Source organism: Intestinibacillus massiliensis (assembly GCF_900155735.1).
Classification (GTDB): domain Bacteria; phylum Bacillota; class Clostridia; order Oscillospirales; family Butyricicoccaceae; genus Intestinibacillus; species Intestinibacillus massiliensis.
The window spans coordinates 161,665-176,097 of record NZ_LT707057.1; the positions used below are offsets into that span (position 1 = coordinate 161,665).

Below are 14,433 nucleotides of genomic sequence, written 5' to 3' on the forward strand. Positions count from 1 at the left end.
GGCCGCCCCCACCGCAGCCGCCGCGCCTACCGTCCCACCGGCGGGCGCGCTGACCCGCTTCCGGCTGGAAGCGACGATGACCGGCAAGGCCGCGTCCTTTATCGACCTGTGCGACGAGACCAGCCGCCTGCCGAGCCTGCGCATCGTGGGCTTTACGGCCGATACGGTCAAGGAACAGGCCGCAGCCGACGAGGGCGGGTCGTACGAGCCGGAATTTACCGCCACCTTTGAACTTCTGATGTACCATCCCGCCCCGCAGGAGGACGATTATGAAACTGCCGCTTCGGACACAACTGAAGAATGAACGCGGCTCGGCGCTGGCCTGGGCGGCAATCGCCCTGCTAGTGCTGCTTGTTTTCGTCACCGGCGTGCTCGGCGTGGCAGGCTCCTACCACCGCCGCAGCGTCAACAACAACGCGCGCTCGCAGGCGTATTTCACGGCACGCAGCGCGGTGAACGCCGTCGTGCAGGAACTGTCCTCGACCGGTTCCTCGCTGCTGTCCCGCGCGCCCGAGGGCGAGAGGGTCGACCTGCCTGTCGGCGGGCTGCCGCCCTCCATGGGCGGTTGCACGGTCTCGCTGCTGCGGCACGGCAACGAGCTGTTTGTCGAAGCCACGTCGGCGCAGGGCGGCCAGCATAGCACGGTCGCCGCGCGCCTGGAAAAGCAGACCGACTTCGTCACGACCCCCGGCGGCTTTGCAACCACCATCCTGGGGGACGCCGAGGATCTGGACGGCTTCATTACCAACGGCAGCATCTACCTGCGCGGGGATGAGCCGGCCGTGCTGCGTTCCACGAGCGGCTGCCCCCTCCAAATCGACGGCACGGTCTATTCCGAGGGGCCTGTCACGGTCACCGGGAACGAGCGCGCCCCATATATCGCGGGGTCGATTATCAGCTTGGGCGACGTGGGCATCTATGACACGAACACCCCGGTCGGCGGCAGCCAGAACGTCAACGGCTGCGCCATTTACAGCGCGGGGGACGTCACCATCCAAAGCTACAACGTCGCCAACATCACCGGCGACATCACGGCCGCGGGCACCATCGAAATCCAGTCGAACTCCTCCAACACCGTGACCGGGAACCTGCGGGCGGACACCGTCATATTAAGCGGAACGATCGGTATCCAGGGGAATATTACGGCAAACACGATCATCATCGACCATGCACGCGGGAATTTTACGCCGTATACCGTCGACGGCAATATTTCTGCCGGCCGGATTGAGTTCAGGAATACATGGGCCACCACAGTGCACGGGCAGGTTACGGCCAACGCCCTGTTTATCCGTGGCGAACCCGTCATGCAGGAAGGGTCGACCGTATCGAACACGGTCAGCGGCTACATCCACCTGCCGGTGGAACCCCTGCCGGTGGTCAAGGTCCCCGCGCCCACCCTGCCCGACCTCAGCTATACCGGCATCCCGCGCCCGGAGGATACGCTGCTGGAGCCGGTCACGGATCCGGGAGGCGGCAACGCCGGGCTGGTCCTCGGCGACTTTGACCCGGAGGACGAGGTGCCGGACACGTTCCCCGACCGCTATTACCTGCTCACCGAAGACTTTGACCGGGGCAACCCGACGATCACGGTGCGCGGCAGCGGCAACGTCTATTTGATTGTCGGACCGGACGTCGACCTGGACGTGTCCAAAATCCAGTACCAGGCCACGGCGGATGAAAACCCCATAACCGACCCGGACGTCCCGCGCCTTTTCATCCGGCTGGAGGACGGCGCGGAACTGAACTTCAAGGGGCAAAGCTGGTCAACCGACGTATTTTACTGCTATGTAGACGGCAAGGACGGCGGCGAGGTTAATTTCCAGCATGACCATATCGAAATCTATGGCGGCGTCCATGCCGCCGGCTTTGATGCAAAACTCGCGACCTCCGTCTTTTACATCGACCCGAAGGATGGCAGCGCGGGCGGCGTGGGCGGTATCGTGGAAAGCTGGGTGCTCACCAAGTACCTTGCCCGCATCCCCGAAGGAACCGAGGTGTCCCCATGAAAAACCCGATCCGGAATACGCGCGGCATGACGCTTGTGGAGGTTATTGTGTCCTTCGCCATCCTTTCCATCGCATTCCTCGTCATGGCCGCCGGGTTCGGCGCCGCCGCGACGCTGTCGCGCCGCTCGACCGACCTGAAAAACAGCGGCGGCGACGCATTTTCCGAGGCGGAGCTGCAAGCCTCCTCCGCAGAAGGCACGGACGGCAGCCTCACGGTCGGCGGCGTGCCGGTGCCCGGCTCCTTCAAGGCGTTTACCGGGCAGGCCGGCGGCGACGGCCAGGACGGCGTCACCTTTTCGCTCTTTGTGCCGGACGGCTGGAAAGCGGGGGGCTGACCATGAAAAAACGCCTGCAAAGCCGCGCGGGCTTCACGCTGGTGGAAACCGTCGTCACGCTGACGCTGTTCACCATGATCGTCGCCCTGACCTGCGGCATCTTTTTGACCTCCAACAACCTGCTGCGCCGCCATGCTACGATGAACGAAGCCAAGTTTGTCGGCGACACGGTCTACGGCATGCTCAACCGCACGCTGACCTACGCCACCGAACTGCAGCTCACCGGCCCGGACGGGACGCAGCAGTATAACTCCGCCTTCTCCGTTTCCGGCGGGCAGCTCATGCTGACCGGCCAGGACGAGAACGGGCATAAGGAAACCGGCCCCTTTTATGACGAAAGCTTTTACCTGAACACCAAGATCGCGCTTTCCGCGCGCGTGGAGCGCGGGCGGTACCTGTGGCTGCGCGTTTCGGTCTACGACTGGGACGGCAAGACCCTGCTTTACGAGACCGCCGCGACGACCGAGATCCTCAACCTCCGCCTGGCCGCCGAGCAGGGCGCCGGCCGCGGCACCGAGATCGAGGACGATTTCGGCGGGGCGGAGGCCGCGGCGCCCGTGATCAGCTTTGACAGCGACCTGATCGTGCATGTGAAAAAGGGCACCCTGCCCCCGTCCACGCTGCAGGAATATGTAAACGCCATGATGGACGGCTTCTACGCCGACCAGCAGCGGTACCAGAACATGGCCGACTACCTGCCCGCGGGCAGCACCCAGGCAGAGGTGGCCGCGGCGAAACAGGCGCTGGAAGCCGAAATGAAAAACAAGTACGGCTGCTATAACGCAAACAGCCTGAGCAACGACCTGATGCGTAAAAAAATCCTGACACGCGACTGCGGCGGGCGCTGGCCGCTTTTCCAGGGCGACCCCGCGCAATACGCGCCGGTGCCCGGCAAAGGGCTTGCGGCGCTCGGCCAGCTCGAGGTGCAGTTCCACTGGGACAAGGGGCCGGCCGTGTCCCAGGACGACGACAGCGTAATCCTTTACGCGGTCGTGCGCAAGGAATCCGACGCCACAAACAACGCATCCTGGCGGCCTGAGCTCATCTATAACCCCTATGACGGCAAGTGGTACACCAAGCACCCCACCCAGTCGCACCCGCAGGCGTCCAGTTACCTCCCCAGCCTGACCATCACCCCGCGTGTGGACCGGGACTTCTTTGACGCCGTCGCGGCCCAATGGAACCCACTCGAGTAAAAAAGGACGTGATCCGCTTTGAAAAATATCCCGATCGGTGAAGTGCTCAAAAATTACGGCTATATCACCGAAGAACAGTTGACGCAGGCGCTCGCACAGCAGAAGAAGGACCCGCAGAAGCGCCGCCTGGGCACCATCCTGATCGACCTGGGGTACGTTACCGAACACCAGATGCTGACCGCGCTGAGCCAGCGCCTGCAGCTCCCGGTGATCGACCTGAAGACCTCACGTATCCAGAACGACGTGGTCGGCCGCATCCCCAAGCAGCTTGCGGTCAAGTACAAGGCCATCGCGATCGGCGAGGACGGCGGCCGCCTGACCGTCGCGGTCAGCGACCCGCTGAACTTTTACGCGATCGAGGACATCCGGCAGGTCACGAAGATGCCGCTCAGCCTGGTGCTGGCGGAAACGCCGGATATCGACCGCGCGATCGACTACCATTATGCCGAGGTGCAGGCGCGCCGCGCCGCGGCCTCCGCAAACGACCTCGCGCACATGTTCCAGAGCACCTCCGACGAGATGGACGACCGCCCCGACGACGAGGCCGCGCCGGTCGTCAAGCTGGTCAACAGCCTGCTGCTGCGCGGCTACAATACCAACGCGAGCGATATCCATATCGAGCCGTTCGAGGACCGCACGGTCATCCGCATGCGCATCGACGGCATGATGATCGAGTACGTCACGCTGGAAGCCACGCTGCACGCGCCGATCATCGCACGCATCAAAATCCTGTCCGGCCTGGACATCGCGGAAAAGCGCGCCCCGCAGGACGGCCATTTCCGCACGAAGCTCGAGGGGGTCGAGCTGAATATCCGCGTCTCGGTCATCCCGACCGTGGGCGGCGAAAAGGCCGTGCTGCGTTTCCTGACGAGCAACGTGCCCATCGACCACGCCGGGCAGTTCGGCATGGAGGAGGCCAACTACCACAAGCTGCTGAACATGCTGCAATCCCCGCACGGCCTGATCTACCTGACAGGCCCCACCGGTTCGGGCAAGACGACGACGCTATACATGGCGCTCGAGTACCTGTCCGGCAAGCCGGTCAATATCTCGACCATCGAGGACCCGGTGGAACGCAACCTGCGCGGCATTAACCAGATGCAGGTCAACCCGCTTGCGGGCGTCACCTTTGAAAACGGCCTGCGCGCCCTGCTGCGCCAGGACCCCGACATCATCATGGTCGGCGAGACCCGCGACGCGGAAACCGCCTCGATCTCGGTGCGCGCCGCGATCACCGGCCACCTCGTGCTGTCGACCCTGCACACGAACGACGCGGTCTCCTCCATCATCCGCCTGCGCGATATGGGCGTGCCGCCCTACCTGCTGGCAAGCTCGCTCGTCGGCCTGGTCGCGCAGCGCCTGGTGCGCAAGGTCTGCCCGCACTGCGGCTACGAATACGTCCCCGACGAGGCGGAGCAGCGCGCCGCAGGCTTCCATCTGGAGAAGGCGCGGCGCGGCCGCGGCTGCCACCTGTGCAACCAGACGGGCTACATGGGGCGTATCGCCATCCATGAGATCCTGCACATCGACCAGCACATCCGCGAGATGGTCGTCGAGGACGCGCCGATGTCGGAGATCAGCCGCTACGCCCGCGAGCACCAGCACATGGCCACGCTGCGCGACAGCATGGAACAGCTCGTGCGCGCCGGCCAAACCACGCTGGACGAACTGCTGAAAATCACTTATTTTGTCGAATAGCGCCTTGCCCGCGGCACATCGCCGCGGGCTTTCTGTTCATTGCCGCACACAACTGTTGTATTGTTTTCCAGCGCGGCCGGTGGTATAATTATGAATAACGTAAAATTTTTGTTGGGGGAAGGCGCAGCGGCGGCTTCAACCGGAATGGGGTCATATCGACATGAAAAAAAATCCCTTCACAGCGCGTCTCGGCGCGCTGCTGCTTTGCGGCAGCCTGTTCGCTTCCATGCTCGCCGGATGCGGTTCCGACCATGGCCTGAGCGCCAAATCCCCGGTCACGGTGACGGTCTGGCATTACTATAACGGCGCACAGCAGCGCAGCTTCGACCAGATGGTCTCTGAGTTCAACGCGACCGTCGGCAAGGACAAGGGCATCATCGTCGCCGCCTCCAGCAAGGGCGACGTCAACGAGCTGATCAGCCACACGATGGACGCCATCGACCACAAGGTCGGCGCGGCCGAGATCCCGACGATCATCGCCGCCTACGCGGACACGGCGTACACCATCAACGAGCGCGGCATGGCCGCGGACATCGGCTCCTACCTGACGGACAAGGAGCTTGCGCAGTACATCCCCGCCTATATTGCGGAGGGGCGCTTCTCGGGCGATGGCAGCCTCAAGCTTTTCCCCATCGCAAAATCCACGGAAATCTTCATGCTCAACAAGACCGACTGGGACGCTTTCGCCGCGGCCACCGGAGCGACCGACGACAGCTTCAAGACCTGGGAGGGGCTGACGGACGTTTCCCGCCGCTATTACGAGTGGACGGACGCGCAGACCCCGGATATCCCGAACGACGGCCGGGCGTTCTTCGGCCGGGACGCCATGGCGAACTACCTCATCATCGGCTCGCTGCAGCTTGGCCACGAGCTGTTTGACGTCACGGACGGGCAGGTGGAGTTCGACGTCGACGAGGACGCCATGTACCGCCTGTGGGAGAACTTCTACGTCCCCTATGTCAACGGCTGGTTCGCCTCCTCCGGGCGCTTCCGCAGCGACGACGTCAAGACCGGCGACATCGTTGCCCTCGTCGGCTCGACGAGCGGCGTGACCTACTTCCCGACCGCCGTCACGCGGGACGACGGCAGCTCCTACGAGATCGAATCCGCCGTCTACCCTGTCCCGAATTTTGAGGGCACGGAGCCCTATGCCGTGCAGCAGGGCGCGGGCATGCTCATCACCAAAAGCGACGAGACGCACGAGTACGCCGCCACGGTATTCCTCAAGTGGTTCACCTCCACGCAGAACAACCTGCAATTCGCCGTGGACTCCGGCTACCTCCCGGTAACCGTCGAAGCCAATTCCGAAGAGGCGCTCGGCGCCGCGTTCGAGCATGCCGCGGAGCCGGTCTCCGAGACCCTGCAGGAGGTGCTGCTCAACGGCATCTATACCACGCAGAACTACAACCTGTACACCAACCGCGCGTTTGCACAGGGCAACGACGCGCGCAAGATCGTGGAAAATTCCCTGCTTGACGCGGCCAAGGAAGACCGGGAGCAGGTCGTTTTCCGCCTGTCCATCGGCATGTCGCAGGAGGAAGCGGTTGCCCCCTTCGTGACCCGCGAGCAGTTCAGCCAGTGGCTGGCCGGGTTCCGTGCGCAGCTTGAAGCGCTGCTCTGATCTAGCACGACATCCTTAAGCAAAGGAGGCGCACGTTTTGCATCTGTTTCACCCCAAGGCGCATACGCTGCGCCGCCGGCTGGTGCTGCCCATCCTGGCGATCCTGATCGTGCAGGGGCTGTTGTATTTCTTTGTTTTCATGCAGGGCAACGTGCTGTCGCGCATGGATGAAAACGCCTATGAAATCCTGAACGAGCGCACCATCAACCGCAAGCTGTACCTGGAGAAGGAAATGGTGCACCGCTGGTCCAACATGACCGAAAGCGAAACCGCCGTGCTGGACAAGATCGCCAATACCCTGCGGCGCGAGGGGCGCTCCTATGCCGATATCGCCACGGACGCCGCCCTCAACCAAACGGTCGTGCAGGACGCGGCGCAGCAGATCATCTACCTGCTGCGGCGGAACCTGGTCTCGGGCGCGTTTCTGATCCTGGACGGCCCCGGCCTTGCCAGCGATACGGACGGCTCGACGCGCGCGGGCTTTTACATCCGCGACCTCGACCCCACGAGCTATGTAGACGACAACGGCGACCTGCTGCTGGAGCGCGGCATGCCCACGATCTCCAAGTCCATGCAGATCAGCCTGGACAGTTATTGGAGCAGCGCTTTCACCTTCCGGAACGACGGCAGCCCTGACGAGCGCTATTTCTTCGAGCCGCTGAACGCCGCGCGCGCCAGCGACAATAACGAGGCGCAAAATTTCGGCTACTGGTGCCCGGGCTATTCCCTCAACGAGGACAACCTGCGCGCCATCTCCTACTCCATCCCGCTGATCGCGCCGGACGGCACGGTTTTCGGCGTGATGGGCGTGGAGATCAACCAGCCCTATATCCAGGACATGCTGAACTTCAGCGAGCTTAACGGCAGCCAGCGCAGCGCCTATGTGCTCGGCGTGCTGGACGAGGAGGCGGGCACGATCACCCCCGTGCTGTCGAGCGGGCCGTTCTACAGCACCCAATTCTATGATACCGACACCCTGACCTTTTCCCCGGCGTCGGGCAGCGCCTATACGCTCGACCCCCGCGCCAAGACCTCGGAAAAGCTCAGCATGGCGCTCGCCCCCTTCCAGCTCTACAACACGAATACGCCGTTCGCGCAGCAGGAATGGGTGCTCGCCGGCGTGGTCGCGCAAAACGACCTGCTGGCCTTTTCGAGCCAGATCCGGTCAAACGCCGCGCTTTCCGTGCTGCTCTGCTTCCTTTTCTCGATTTGCGCGCTGTTTGTGGCCGGCCGCCAGATCACGCACCCGCTCATCGCGCTGGTGAACGACCTGGAAAAGAGCGACCCCAACAAGCCGATCGCCCTGCGCAAGCTGCACATCGACGAGATCGACCGGCTCTCCGGCGCGATCGAGCAGCTTTCCGGTGCGGTCGCGGAATCGTCCTCCCGCTTTTCCAAAATCCTGCTCATGACCGGCGTGCAGCTTGCCGTTTTTGAATATTCGGACAACTCGCCCACGGTATTTTGCAGCGACAATATCTATTCGCTGCTCGGCTGGCCGCCCCCGGCGGAACCGGGCGCCAGCCTGCCGGCAAGCGAGTTCCTACAGCGCATGCAGGAGCTGGAGCAGCACCGCTACGCCGAGGACGACACCGTTTACCTGCTCGAGTTCCCCACGGGCCCGCACTGGGTCAAGGTCATCTGGCTGCACGAGGGCAGCCGCCACCTGGGCGCGGTGTCCGATATCACGCACGAGGTGCTGGAGAAGCAGAAGGTCGAGTACGAGCGCGACTACGACACCCTGACCCACCTCTATAACCGCCGCGCCTTCGACCGCCAGCTCGACCAGCTCTTCCGCAAGCCGGAAACGCTCGGCGTATCCGCGCTGCTGATGTGGGACCTCGACAACCTCAAGTACATCAACGACACCTATGGGCACGACTGCGGCGACCTCTATATCAAGAACTTTGCCAAGGCCATCGACCTGGAGGACCCGGCGCACGTCATCGCGGCGCGCCGCTCGGGCGACGAGTTCTATATCTTCATCCACGGCTACGCCAGCAAGGAAGAGGCGCGCCGGCAGATCGACAGGATCGCGCAGCATGTGACGGGCGGCTCGTTCGTCCTGCCGAACGGCTCGGTGTTCCGGCTGCGCGCCTCGGGCGGCGTGGCCTGGTACCCGGACGACGCCCTCACCTATCCCGACCTCATCCGCTATGCCGACTTTGCCATGTACACGATCAAGCACAGCGACAAGGGGCGCCTGCAGGAATTCGACCGCGCCGCCTACCAGGAAAACAGCATCCTGATCGGCGGGCAGGAGGCGCTCAACCGCCTGATCGACAGCCAGCTTGTGCGCTTTGCGCTCCAGCCGATCCTAGAGGTACGCACCGGCTCCGTCTATGGTTACGAGCTGCTGATGCGCTCCCTCGTTCCGGAATTCAACTCCCCGCAGGACATCCTGCGCCTGGCGCACGCGCAGTCCAAGCTTTCCAAGATCGAGCGTATGACCTATTTCAAGGCCTTGGAGACCTTCTCCCGCCTCGACCGCGAAGGCCAGTTCAAGGGGCATGAGCGCGCCTTTATCAACTCCATCGCGAGCCAGTGCATGAGCGAGGAGGAGGAGGCCGCCTTTGCCGCGCAGTACGGCAGCTACCTGCCGCGCATGGTCATGGAGGTCACGGAAAACGAGCCTTACGAGCACACCTTTACCGCGCACAAGATCGAGGCGACCAAGCGGACGGGCGGCCTCGTGGCGCTCGACGATTTCGGCACCGGCTACAACAGCGAACGGCTGCTGATCGACCTTGCGCCGGATATCGTCAAGGTGGATATCAGCATCATCCACGGCATCGACCAGGACGCCGACCGGCAGAGCCTGTTGAACCATCTCATATCCTATGCGCATGACCGCGGCATCCTCGTGCTTGCGGAGGGCGTGGAAACGCTGCGCGAGATGGAATACGTCGTCACACAGGGCGTAGACCTGCTGCAAGGCTACTTTATCGCACGGCCGACCTTCGATATCGAACCGATTGCGCCGCAAATCCTGGCCGTCGTACGCGAGGCATACGAAAAACGAAAACCATAAATTGCAGGGGCGCGGGGTTTCCCCCGCGCCCCTGTCCGTTTTGTACAAGAAATGGGCAAAATCGTCCGATTGACGCGCGCGCGTCCCCATGGTATAAATAGACTATAGGATTGCCCAATATATGTGAAACGAGGGAAAGCAGTATGAAAAACATGAAGTGCGCCTGCATCGACGCGATGTATGGGGAAACGCCGTTTTTGGAGCGTTTCAACAAGGCGAAACAGGACGGTTTTGATTTCGTAGAATTTTGGAGCTGGACGGACAAGGACCTTGGCGCCATCAAGGACGCGGCCGCGGCGGCCGGGATCGGCATCGGCGGCTTTAACGGCGACGCCGACTATTCCCTGATCGACCCCACCCACAAGAAGCCCTACCTGGAGTTCCTGGCCAAGTCGGTCGAAGCGGCACAGAAGATCGGCGCGCGCTCGGTCACGATCCATTCAAACGCCCTGGGCGACGGCGGCGTCGTCGTGAACCACTACACCGAGCTGTCGGATACCGTGAAGCTGTGCTCGATGTACGATATGCTGCTCGAGTGCGCCAAGATGGCCGAGGAGAGCGGGATCCAGATGAACCTGGAAGCCCTCAACATCACGACCGACCATGTCGGCAACTTCCTCGCCAACACGCGCATGGCGGCGGAGATGACGCGCCTGATCGGCTCGCCCAAGCTCAAGATCCTGTATGACGTCTATCACATGCAGCTCAACGAAGGCAGCCTGTGCGACAACATCCGCGCCTATGCCGACCAGCTCGGCCATATCCACGTCGCCGACGCGCCCGGCCGCCACGAGCCCGGCACCGGCGAGATCAACTACGCAAACGTCTTCGCCTGCCTCGAGGAGGTCGGCTACGACGGCCTGATCGGCTACGAGCTGTTCCCCAAGGCCACGACGGCCGAGGCGGTCAAGGCCATTATGGCCTGCGGCTAAACCGCCGCCCCCGCCCCACGGGAAAGCGCGCTGCGGCGTGTAGAAGCCCCTTGGACGCAAGAAAAACCCCCTGTGCGTGATGCACAGGGGGTTTTTGTATTTAGTACAGGTTTTTCTTCTTAAGGCAGAACCAGGCGAACACGCAGCCGATTGCCGTGACCACCAGCGGCGCCCACCAGAACAGGCCGAACGGCAGCGTGCCGTCGCCGATATTCATCCCGTAAAAGCCGAATATGATGTTGGGGATCGTCATAATGATGGTGATGACGGTCAGCACCTTCATGATGATGTTGAGGTTGTTGGAAACGACCGACGCATACGCGTCCATGGTGCCCGACAGGATGGACGAATAGATGCTCGCCATCTCGATCGCCTGGCGCACCTCGATCAGGCCGTCCTCCAGGATGTCGCGGTCGTCCTCATAGATCTTGAGCAGCCGCCCGCGCAGCATCTTTTCCATCGTCACTTCGTTGGCCTTGAGCGAGGTCGAGAAGTAAACCAGCGACTTGGACAGCCCGAGCAGCTGGATCAGCTCCTCGTTCTTCATCGAGTCGTACAGGCGCTTCTCAATCTTGGTAAAGTTGCGCTCGATCAGGCGCAAATAGCGCAGGAACCGCCCCGCCACTCGCAGCAGGAGCTGGAACACAAAGCGCGTCTTAAGCGCCGTATGGATGTCCTTGACCACGCCCTCCGCAATGGAGCGCGTAATGGACGTATCCTGCAGGCAGACCGTGATCACCGCGTTTTCCACGACGACGATGCCGAGCGGCAGCGTGCCGAAAATCTGGCTGCCGCTGTCCTTGTCCTCCGCTTCGATCGTCGGGATGTCGACGATCATCAGAACCTGCTCCTCCTCGGACTCGACACGCGAGCTTTCCTCCGGGTCAAGCGCCGCCAGTACGAAGTCCTCCTCGACCTGCAGCGTGTCCACGATGTACTCGATCTCCTCGCGGGAGGGGCGCACCATATTGATCCAGCAGCCGTCTGTAAAGCCTTCCAGCTTCTCGATCTTGCTGCCGATCGTCTTGTAATATTCTATCATTCTTCCTGCCTTTCCGCGGCAGGGTTACCGGGTAATCCCGCCGCCAGCTTTTTTATGGTTCGGTCTTATACTTCGTGGTTCCGGACTCACGGCGGAATCCCCCCTTTTTTATCCAAATAATGCCCTAAGCGGCAAAACAGCCCTTCCTTTTACAAAAGAGCTGTTACGCTATGTATTTTACTTGCCGCGCCCAAAAATCTTCAGGATATCCTCAAACGCAGTGTCGTCCGGGCCGGTCGGCGCCTGCTGCGGCTGCGCCTCTGCGGGCGCAGCCTCGTTTGCCACGGGCTGCTGCTGCGCGGCCACATTCTGCTGCGCCTCGCTGTACAGCGTGGTGGAACCCTGCGCCTTCTCCGCCGCGACCGGGTTGACCGCGTTCGGGGACTTGTCGAAGCCGGTGGCGATGACGACCACGCGGATCTCGTCGTCCAGGTCGTCGTCGATGGACGCGCCGAAGATGATGTGCGCATCCGGGTGCGCGGCCTCCTGTACCATGCCCGCGGCGGTCTCGATCTCGTCGAGGCCGATGTCCGACGAGCCGATGATCGACAGGATGACGCCGTGCGCAGAATCGATCGAGGTCTCGAGCAGCGGGCTGGAAATCGCCATCTTGGCGGCCTCCGCGGCCTTGTCCTTGCCCGCGGCCTTGCCGGTGCCGATGTGCGCGTAGCCCGCGTCCTTCATGACCGAGGTCACGTCCGCGAAGTCCAGGTTGATGAAGCCCGGCACGGTGATCAGTTCGGAAATATTGGCAACCGCCTGGCGGAGCACGCCGTCGGCGATATCGAACGCATTTTTAAAGGTGATCTTCTGCTCGGAAACGAACTTCAGGCGTTCGTTCGGGATAATGACGAGGGAATCGACGTTTTCACGCAGGGCCTCGATACCGCCGAGCGCTTGCTCGATGCGCTTCTTGCCCTCAAAATTGAACGGGCGGGTTACGACGCCGACCGTCAGGATGCCCATTTCGCGCGCGATCTGCGCGACGACGGGCGCGCCGCCCGTACCGGTGCCGCCGCCCATGCCGGCGGTGATGAAGACCATATTGGTACCCTCGAGCGCCTTGGCGATCTCCTCGCGGCTTTCCTCCGCGGCCTTGCGGCCGATCTCCGGGTTGGAGCCTGCGCCCTGCCCCTTCGTCAGCTTCTCGCCGACCTGGATTTTTACTGTGGCGGCCGAATAGTTAAGCGCCTGCTTGTCCGTGTTGACCGCGATAAATTCCACGCCCTGCACGCCGCTTGAGATCATGCGGTTTACCGCGTTGTTGCCACCGCCGCCGACGCCGATGACCTTGATGGTGACAACGTTGTCCATCCCCGTTTCGAATTCAAAACCCATTCTGCCGTCCTCCATAAATGGTACTTTTAGTTTTCATTCAAAGCTTATCCCGCTCGGTATCTTTATCGTCCCCGCCTTCGGGCGGGAACGCTCTGGTATGCCTTTTCAGCCGTAGAGGACGCATATCCCCTATCTCTCTAATTTTAACCCCTTTGCCGTCTTTTTGCAATATACAATGCTGGATCTTTGCGAGATTATTAAAGATACGGGTGCCAAAATACACTATTGCGGCAAGGGAAAAATCCATGCCCAGCTTGGCCCCCGCGAAGGTCAGCAGCATTGCCAGGATTGTATTGGTAAAAAAGCCGGTTACAAAGGTGCTGACTTCAAATTTATGGTGCATTTGGGCGGCGATGCCGCCGAACAGCGTGTTACAGGCCGCCAGCAGCCCCATCGCCAAAAACGGCGTGAACGACGGCGGGATATTGTATGGGATAAATACGCCGCACAGGACGCCTGCCAGCACCGCGAAAAACAATAGCATGGCTTACCCCTCCCCGCTTTCGGCCTTGACCGGCTTTGCATATTTAAACTCCAGGCCTCCACCGTAGCCATCGATCGTCAGGTCCGACGATTTGCTCACGTCCACCTGGATGCCCCAGATCTTGAGCGAATCGACCACGCCCTGGCGCATATACATCGCGTTGTACAGTTCATCCGCGTTGCCGACCGCTGTAATCGTATACGGGGCGGAATAGCGGTTGTTATTGACGTTGACCATCGCGCCGACGCACCGGATTTCGCTCGTCGCGATCAGGCGCTCGCCGTTGATCGCGATGGCCTCCGCGCCCGCGTTGCGCAGCTCGTTGATGACCCGCAGCAAATCCTCGTCGTGGATGACGTAATAGTTTTCGTCCGCGCCGGTCGTGTTCGACCAGCTCGAATCGCTCAGCTTGATCGAGATGCCCGGCCCGTGCACGGCGGTTTCGCCGGACAGGATCATGGTCTGCTCGAGCCGCTGCGAGAGCACGCGCGCAATGCCGCCGGACTCCTCCGCCTGGTCGGAAAACGCCTGGAGCTCGTCCTTGTATTCCAATAGCTGGTTGAGCAGCGCCTCGTTCTTTTCCTGCTCAAGGTTGAGCTGCGCCTGCAGCTGGTCGGCGCGCGCCTTTGCGGTGTTATTGATCGCGCCGCCCGACGCCGTGACGCTGCGCATCTGCCAGGTGAGTGCAAACGCGAGCAGCATGCAGACCAGCGCGATCGCAATGGTGCCTTTTTTCTTAGATTTCATGCT

Annotated in this window: 12 protein-coding genes; 8 read left to right on the forward strand and 4 right to left on the reverse strand. The window is 61.9% G+C overall.

Translation table 11 applies throughout. The annotated features are described in order from the left end of the window. From CZ203_RS14645 to CZ203_RS06800, 8 genes are all read left to right on the forward strand, one after another. Window positions 1-304 (forward strand): hypothetical protein (locus CZ203_RS14645; protein ID WP_159456399.1); only part of this gene is annotated, 304 nt, incomplete at its 5' end. After that, window positions 270-2,006: a bactofilin family protein gene (locus CZ203_RS06770; protein WP_087065374.1), complete on the forward strand. Its 1,737-nt coding sequence runs from the start codon at window positions 270-272 to the stop codon at window positions 2,004-2,006. The genes CZ203_RS14645 and CZ203_RS06770, both read left to right, overlap by 35 nt. Continuing rightward, a complete protein-coding gene (locus CZ203_RS06775) occupies window positions 2,003-2,341 on the forward strand; it encodes a type IV pilus modification PilV family protein (RefSeq protein WP_087065375.1) in 339 nt (112 codons plus the stop codon). The genes CZ203_RS06770 and CZ203_RS06775 overlap by 4 nt, the downstream gene beginning before the upstream one ends. A 2-nt stretch (window positions 2,342-2,343) precedes the next feature. Continuing rightward, window positions 2,344-3,537, forward strand: a complete 1,194-nt coding sequence (locus tag CZ203_RS06780; protein WP_087065376.1) for a hypothetical protein — start codon at window positions 2,344-2,346, stop codon at window positions 3,535-3,537. Between the two features lie 18 nt (window positions 3,538-3,555). Next, entirely contained in the window at window positions 3,556-5,235 is a 1,680-nt protein-coding gene (locus CZ203_RS06785) for a GspE/PulE family protein (RefSeq protein ID WP_087065377.1), read from the forward strand. A gap of 160 nt (window positions 5,236-5,395) precedes the next feature. Beyond that, window positions 5,396-6,856 carry an extracellular solute-binding protein gene (locus CZ203_RS06790; protein ID WP_087065378.1) on the forward strand — a complete coding sequence of 487 codons (1,461 nt, stop codon included), beginning with the start codon at window positions 5,396-5,398 and terminating at the stop codon, window positions 6,854-6,856. Between the two features lie 37 nt (window positions 6,857-6,893). Continuing rightward, on the forward strand, window positions 6,894-9,887 hold the full coding sequence (locus tag CZ203_RS06795; RefSeq protein WP_087065379.1) for an EAL domain-containing protein: 2,994 nt from the start codon (window positions 6,894-6,896) through the stop codon (window positions 9,885-9,887). Window positions 9,888-10,030: 143 nt separating this feature from the next. Further along, window positions 10,031-10,819 (forward strand): TIM barrel protein, encoded by a 789-nt coding sequence (locus CZ203_RS06800; RefSeq protein WP_087065380.1) that lies wholly within the window; start codon window positions 10,031-10,033, stop codon window positions 10,817-10,819. A gap of 100 nt (window positions 10,820-10,919) precedes the next feature. Here the strand turns inward: CZ203_RS06800 and CZ203_RS06805 are convergent, their stop codons facing one another. The 4 genes from CZ203_RS06805 to CZ203_RS06820 all read right to left on the reverse strand — a co-directional run bounded on the left by CZ203_RS06805 (window position 10,920) and on the right by CZ203_RS06820 (window position 14,430). Further along, entirely contained in the window at window positions 10,920-11,861 is a 942-nt protein-coding gene (locus tag CZ203_RS06805; RefSeq protein WP_087065381.1) for a magnesium transporter CorA family protein, read from the reverse strand. A 177-nt stretch (window positions 11,862-12,038) separates the two neighbouring features. After that, the gene (gene ftsZ, locus CZ203_RS06810; protein WP_087065382.1) at window positions 12,039-13,199 is read right to left on the reverse strand and encodes a cell division protein FtsZ; all 1,161 of its coding nucleotides are present in this window, start codon (window positions 13,197-13,199) and stop codon (window positions 12,039-12,041) included. A gap of 37 nt (window positions 13,200-13,236) precedes the next feature. Next, window positions 13,237-13,683: a small basic family protein gene (locus tag CZ203_RS06815; RefSeq protein ID WP_087065383.1), complete on the reverse strand. Its 447-nt coding sequence runs from the start codon at window positions 13,681-13,683 to the stop codon at window positions 13,237-13,239. A 3-nt stretch (window positions 13,684-13,686) separates the two neighbouring features. After that, the gene (locus CZ203_RS06820) at window positions 13,687-14,430 is read right to left on the reverse strand and encodes a DUF881 domain-containing protein (protein WP_087065384.1); all 744 of its coding nucleotides are present in this window, start codon (window positions 14,428-14,430) and stop codon (window positions 13,687-13,689) included. Window positions 14,431-14,433 lie beyond the last annotated feature (3 nt).

Excerpts from the sequence above, each read along its gene's own strand:
- CZ203_RS06780 (WP_087065376.1), top strand. The coding sequence starts at position 2,344 with ATGAAAAAACGCCTGCAAAGCCGCGCGGGCTTCACGCTGGTGGAAACC.
- CZ203_RS06815 (WP_087065383.1), bottom strand. The coding sequence starts at position 13,683 with ATGCTATTGTTTTTCGCGGTGCTGGCAGGCGTCCTGTGCGGCGTATTT.
- CZ203_RS06805 (WP_087065381.1), bottom strand. The coding sequence starts at position 11,861 with ATGATAGAATATTACAAGACGATCGGCAGCAAGATCGAGAAGCTGGAA.
- CZ203_RS06820 (WP_087065384.1), bottom strand. The coding sequence starts at position 14,430 with ATGAAATCTAAGAAAAAAGGCACCATTGCGATCGCGCTGGTCTGCATG.
- CZ203_RS06790 (WP_087065378.1), top strand. The coding sequence starts at position 5,396 with ATGAAAAAAAATCCCTTCACAGCGCGTCTCGGCGCGCTGCTGCTTTGC.
- CZ203_RS06770 (WP_087065374.1), top strand. The coding sequence starts at position 270 with ATGAAACTGCCGCTTCGGACACAACTGAAGAATGAACGCGGCTCGGCG.
- CZ203_RS06775 (WP_087065375.1), top strand. The coding sequence starts at position 2,003 with ATGAAAAACCCGATCCGGAATACGCGCGGCATGACGCTTGTGGAGGTT.
- ftsZ (WP_087065382.1), bottom strand. The coding sequence starts at position 13,199 with ATGGGTTTTGAATTCGAAACGGGGATGGACAACGTTGTCACCATCAAG.
- CZ203_RS06800 (WP_087065380.1), top strand. The coding sequence starts at position 10,031 with ATGAAAAACATGAAGTGCGCCTGCATCGACGCGATGTATGGGGAAACG.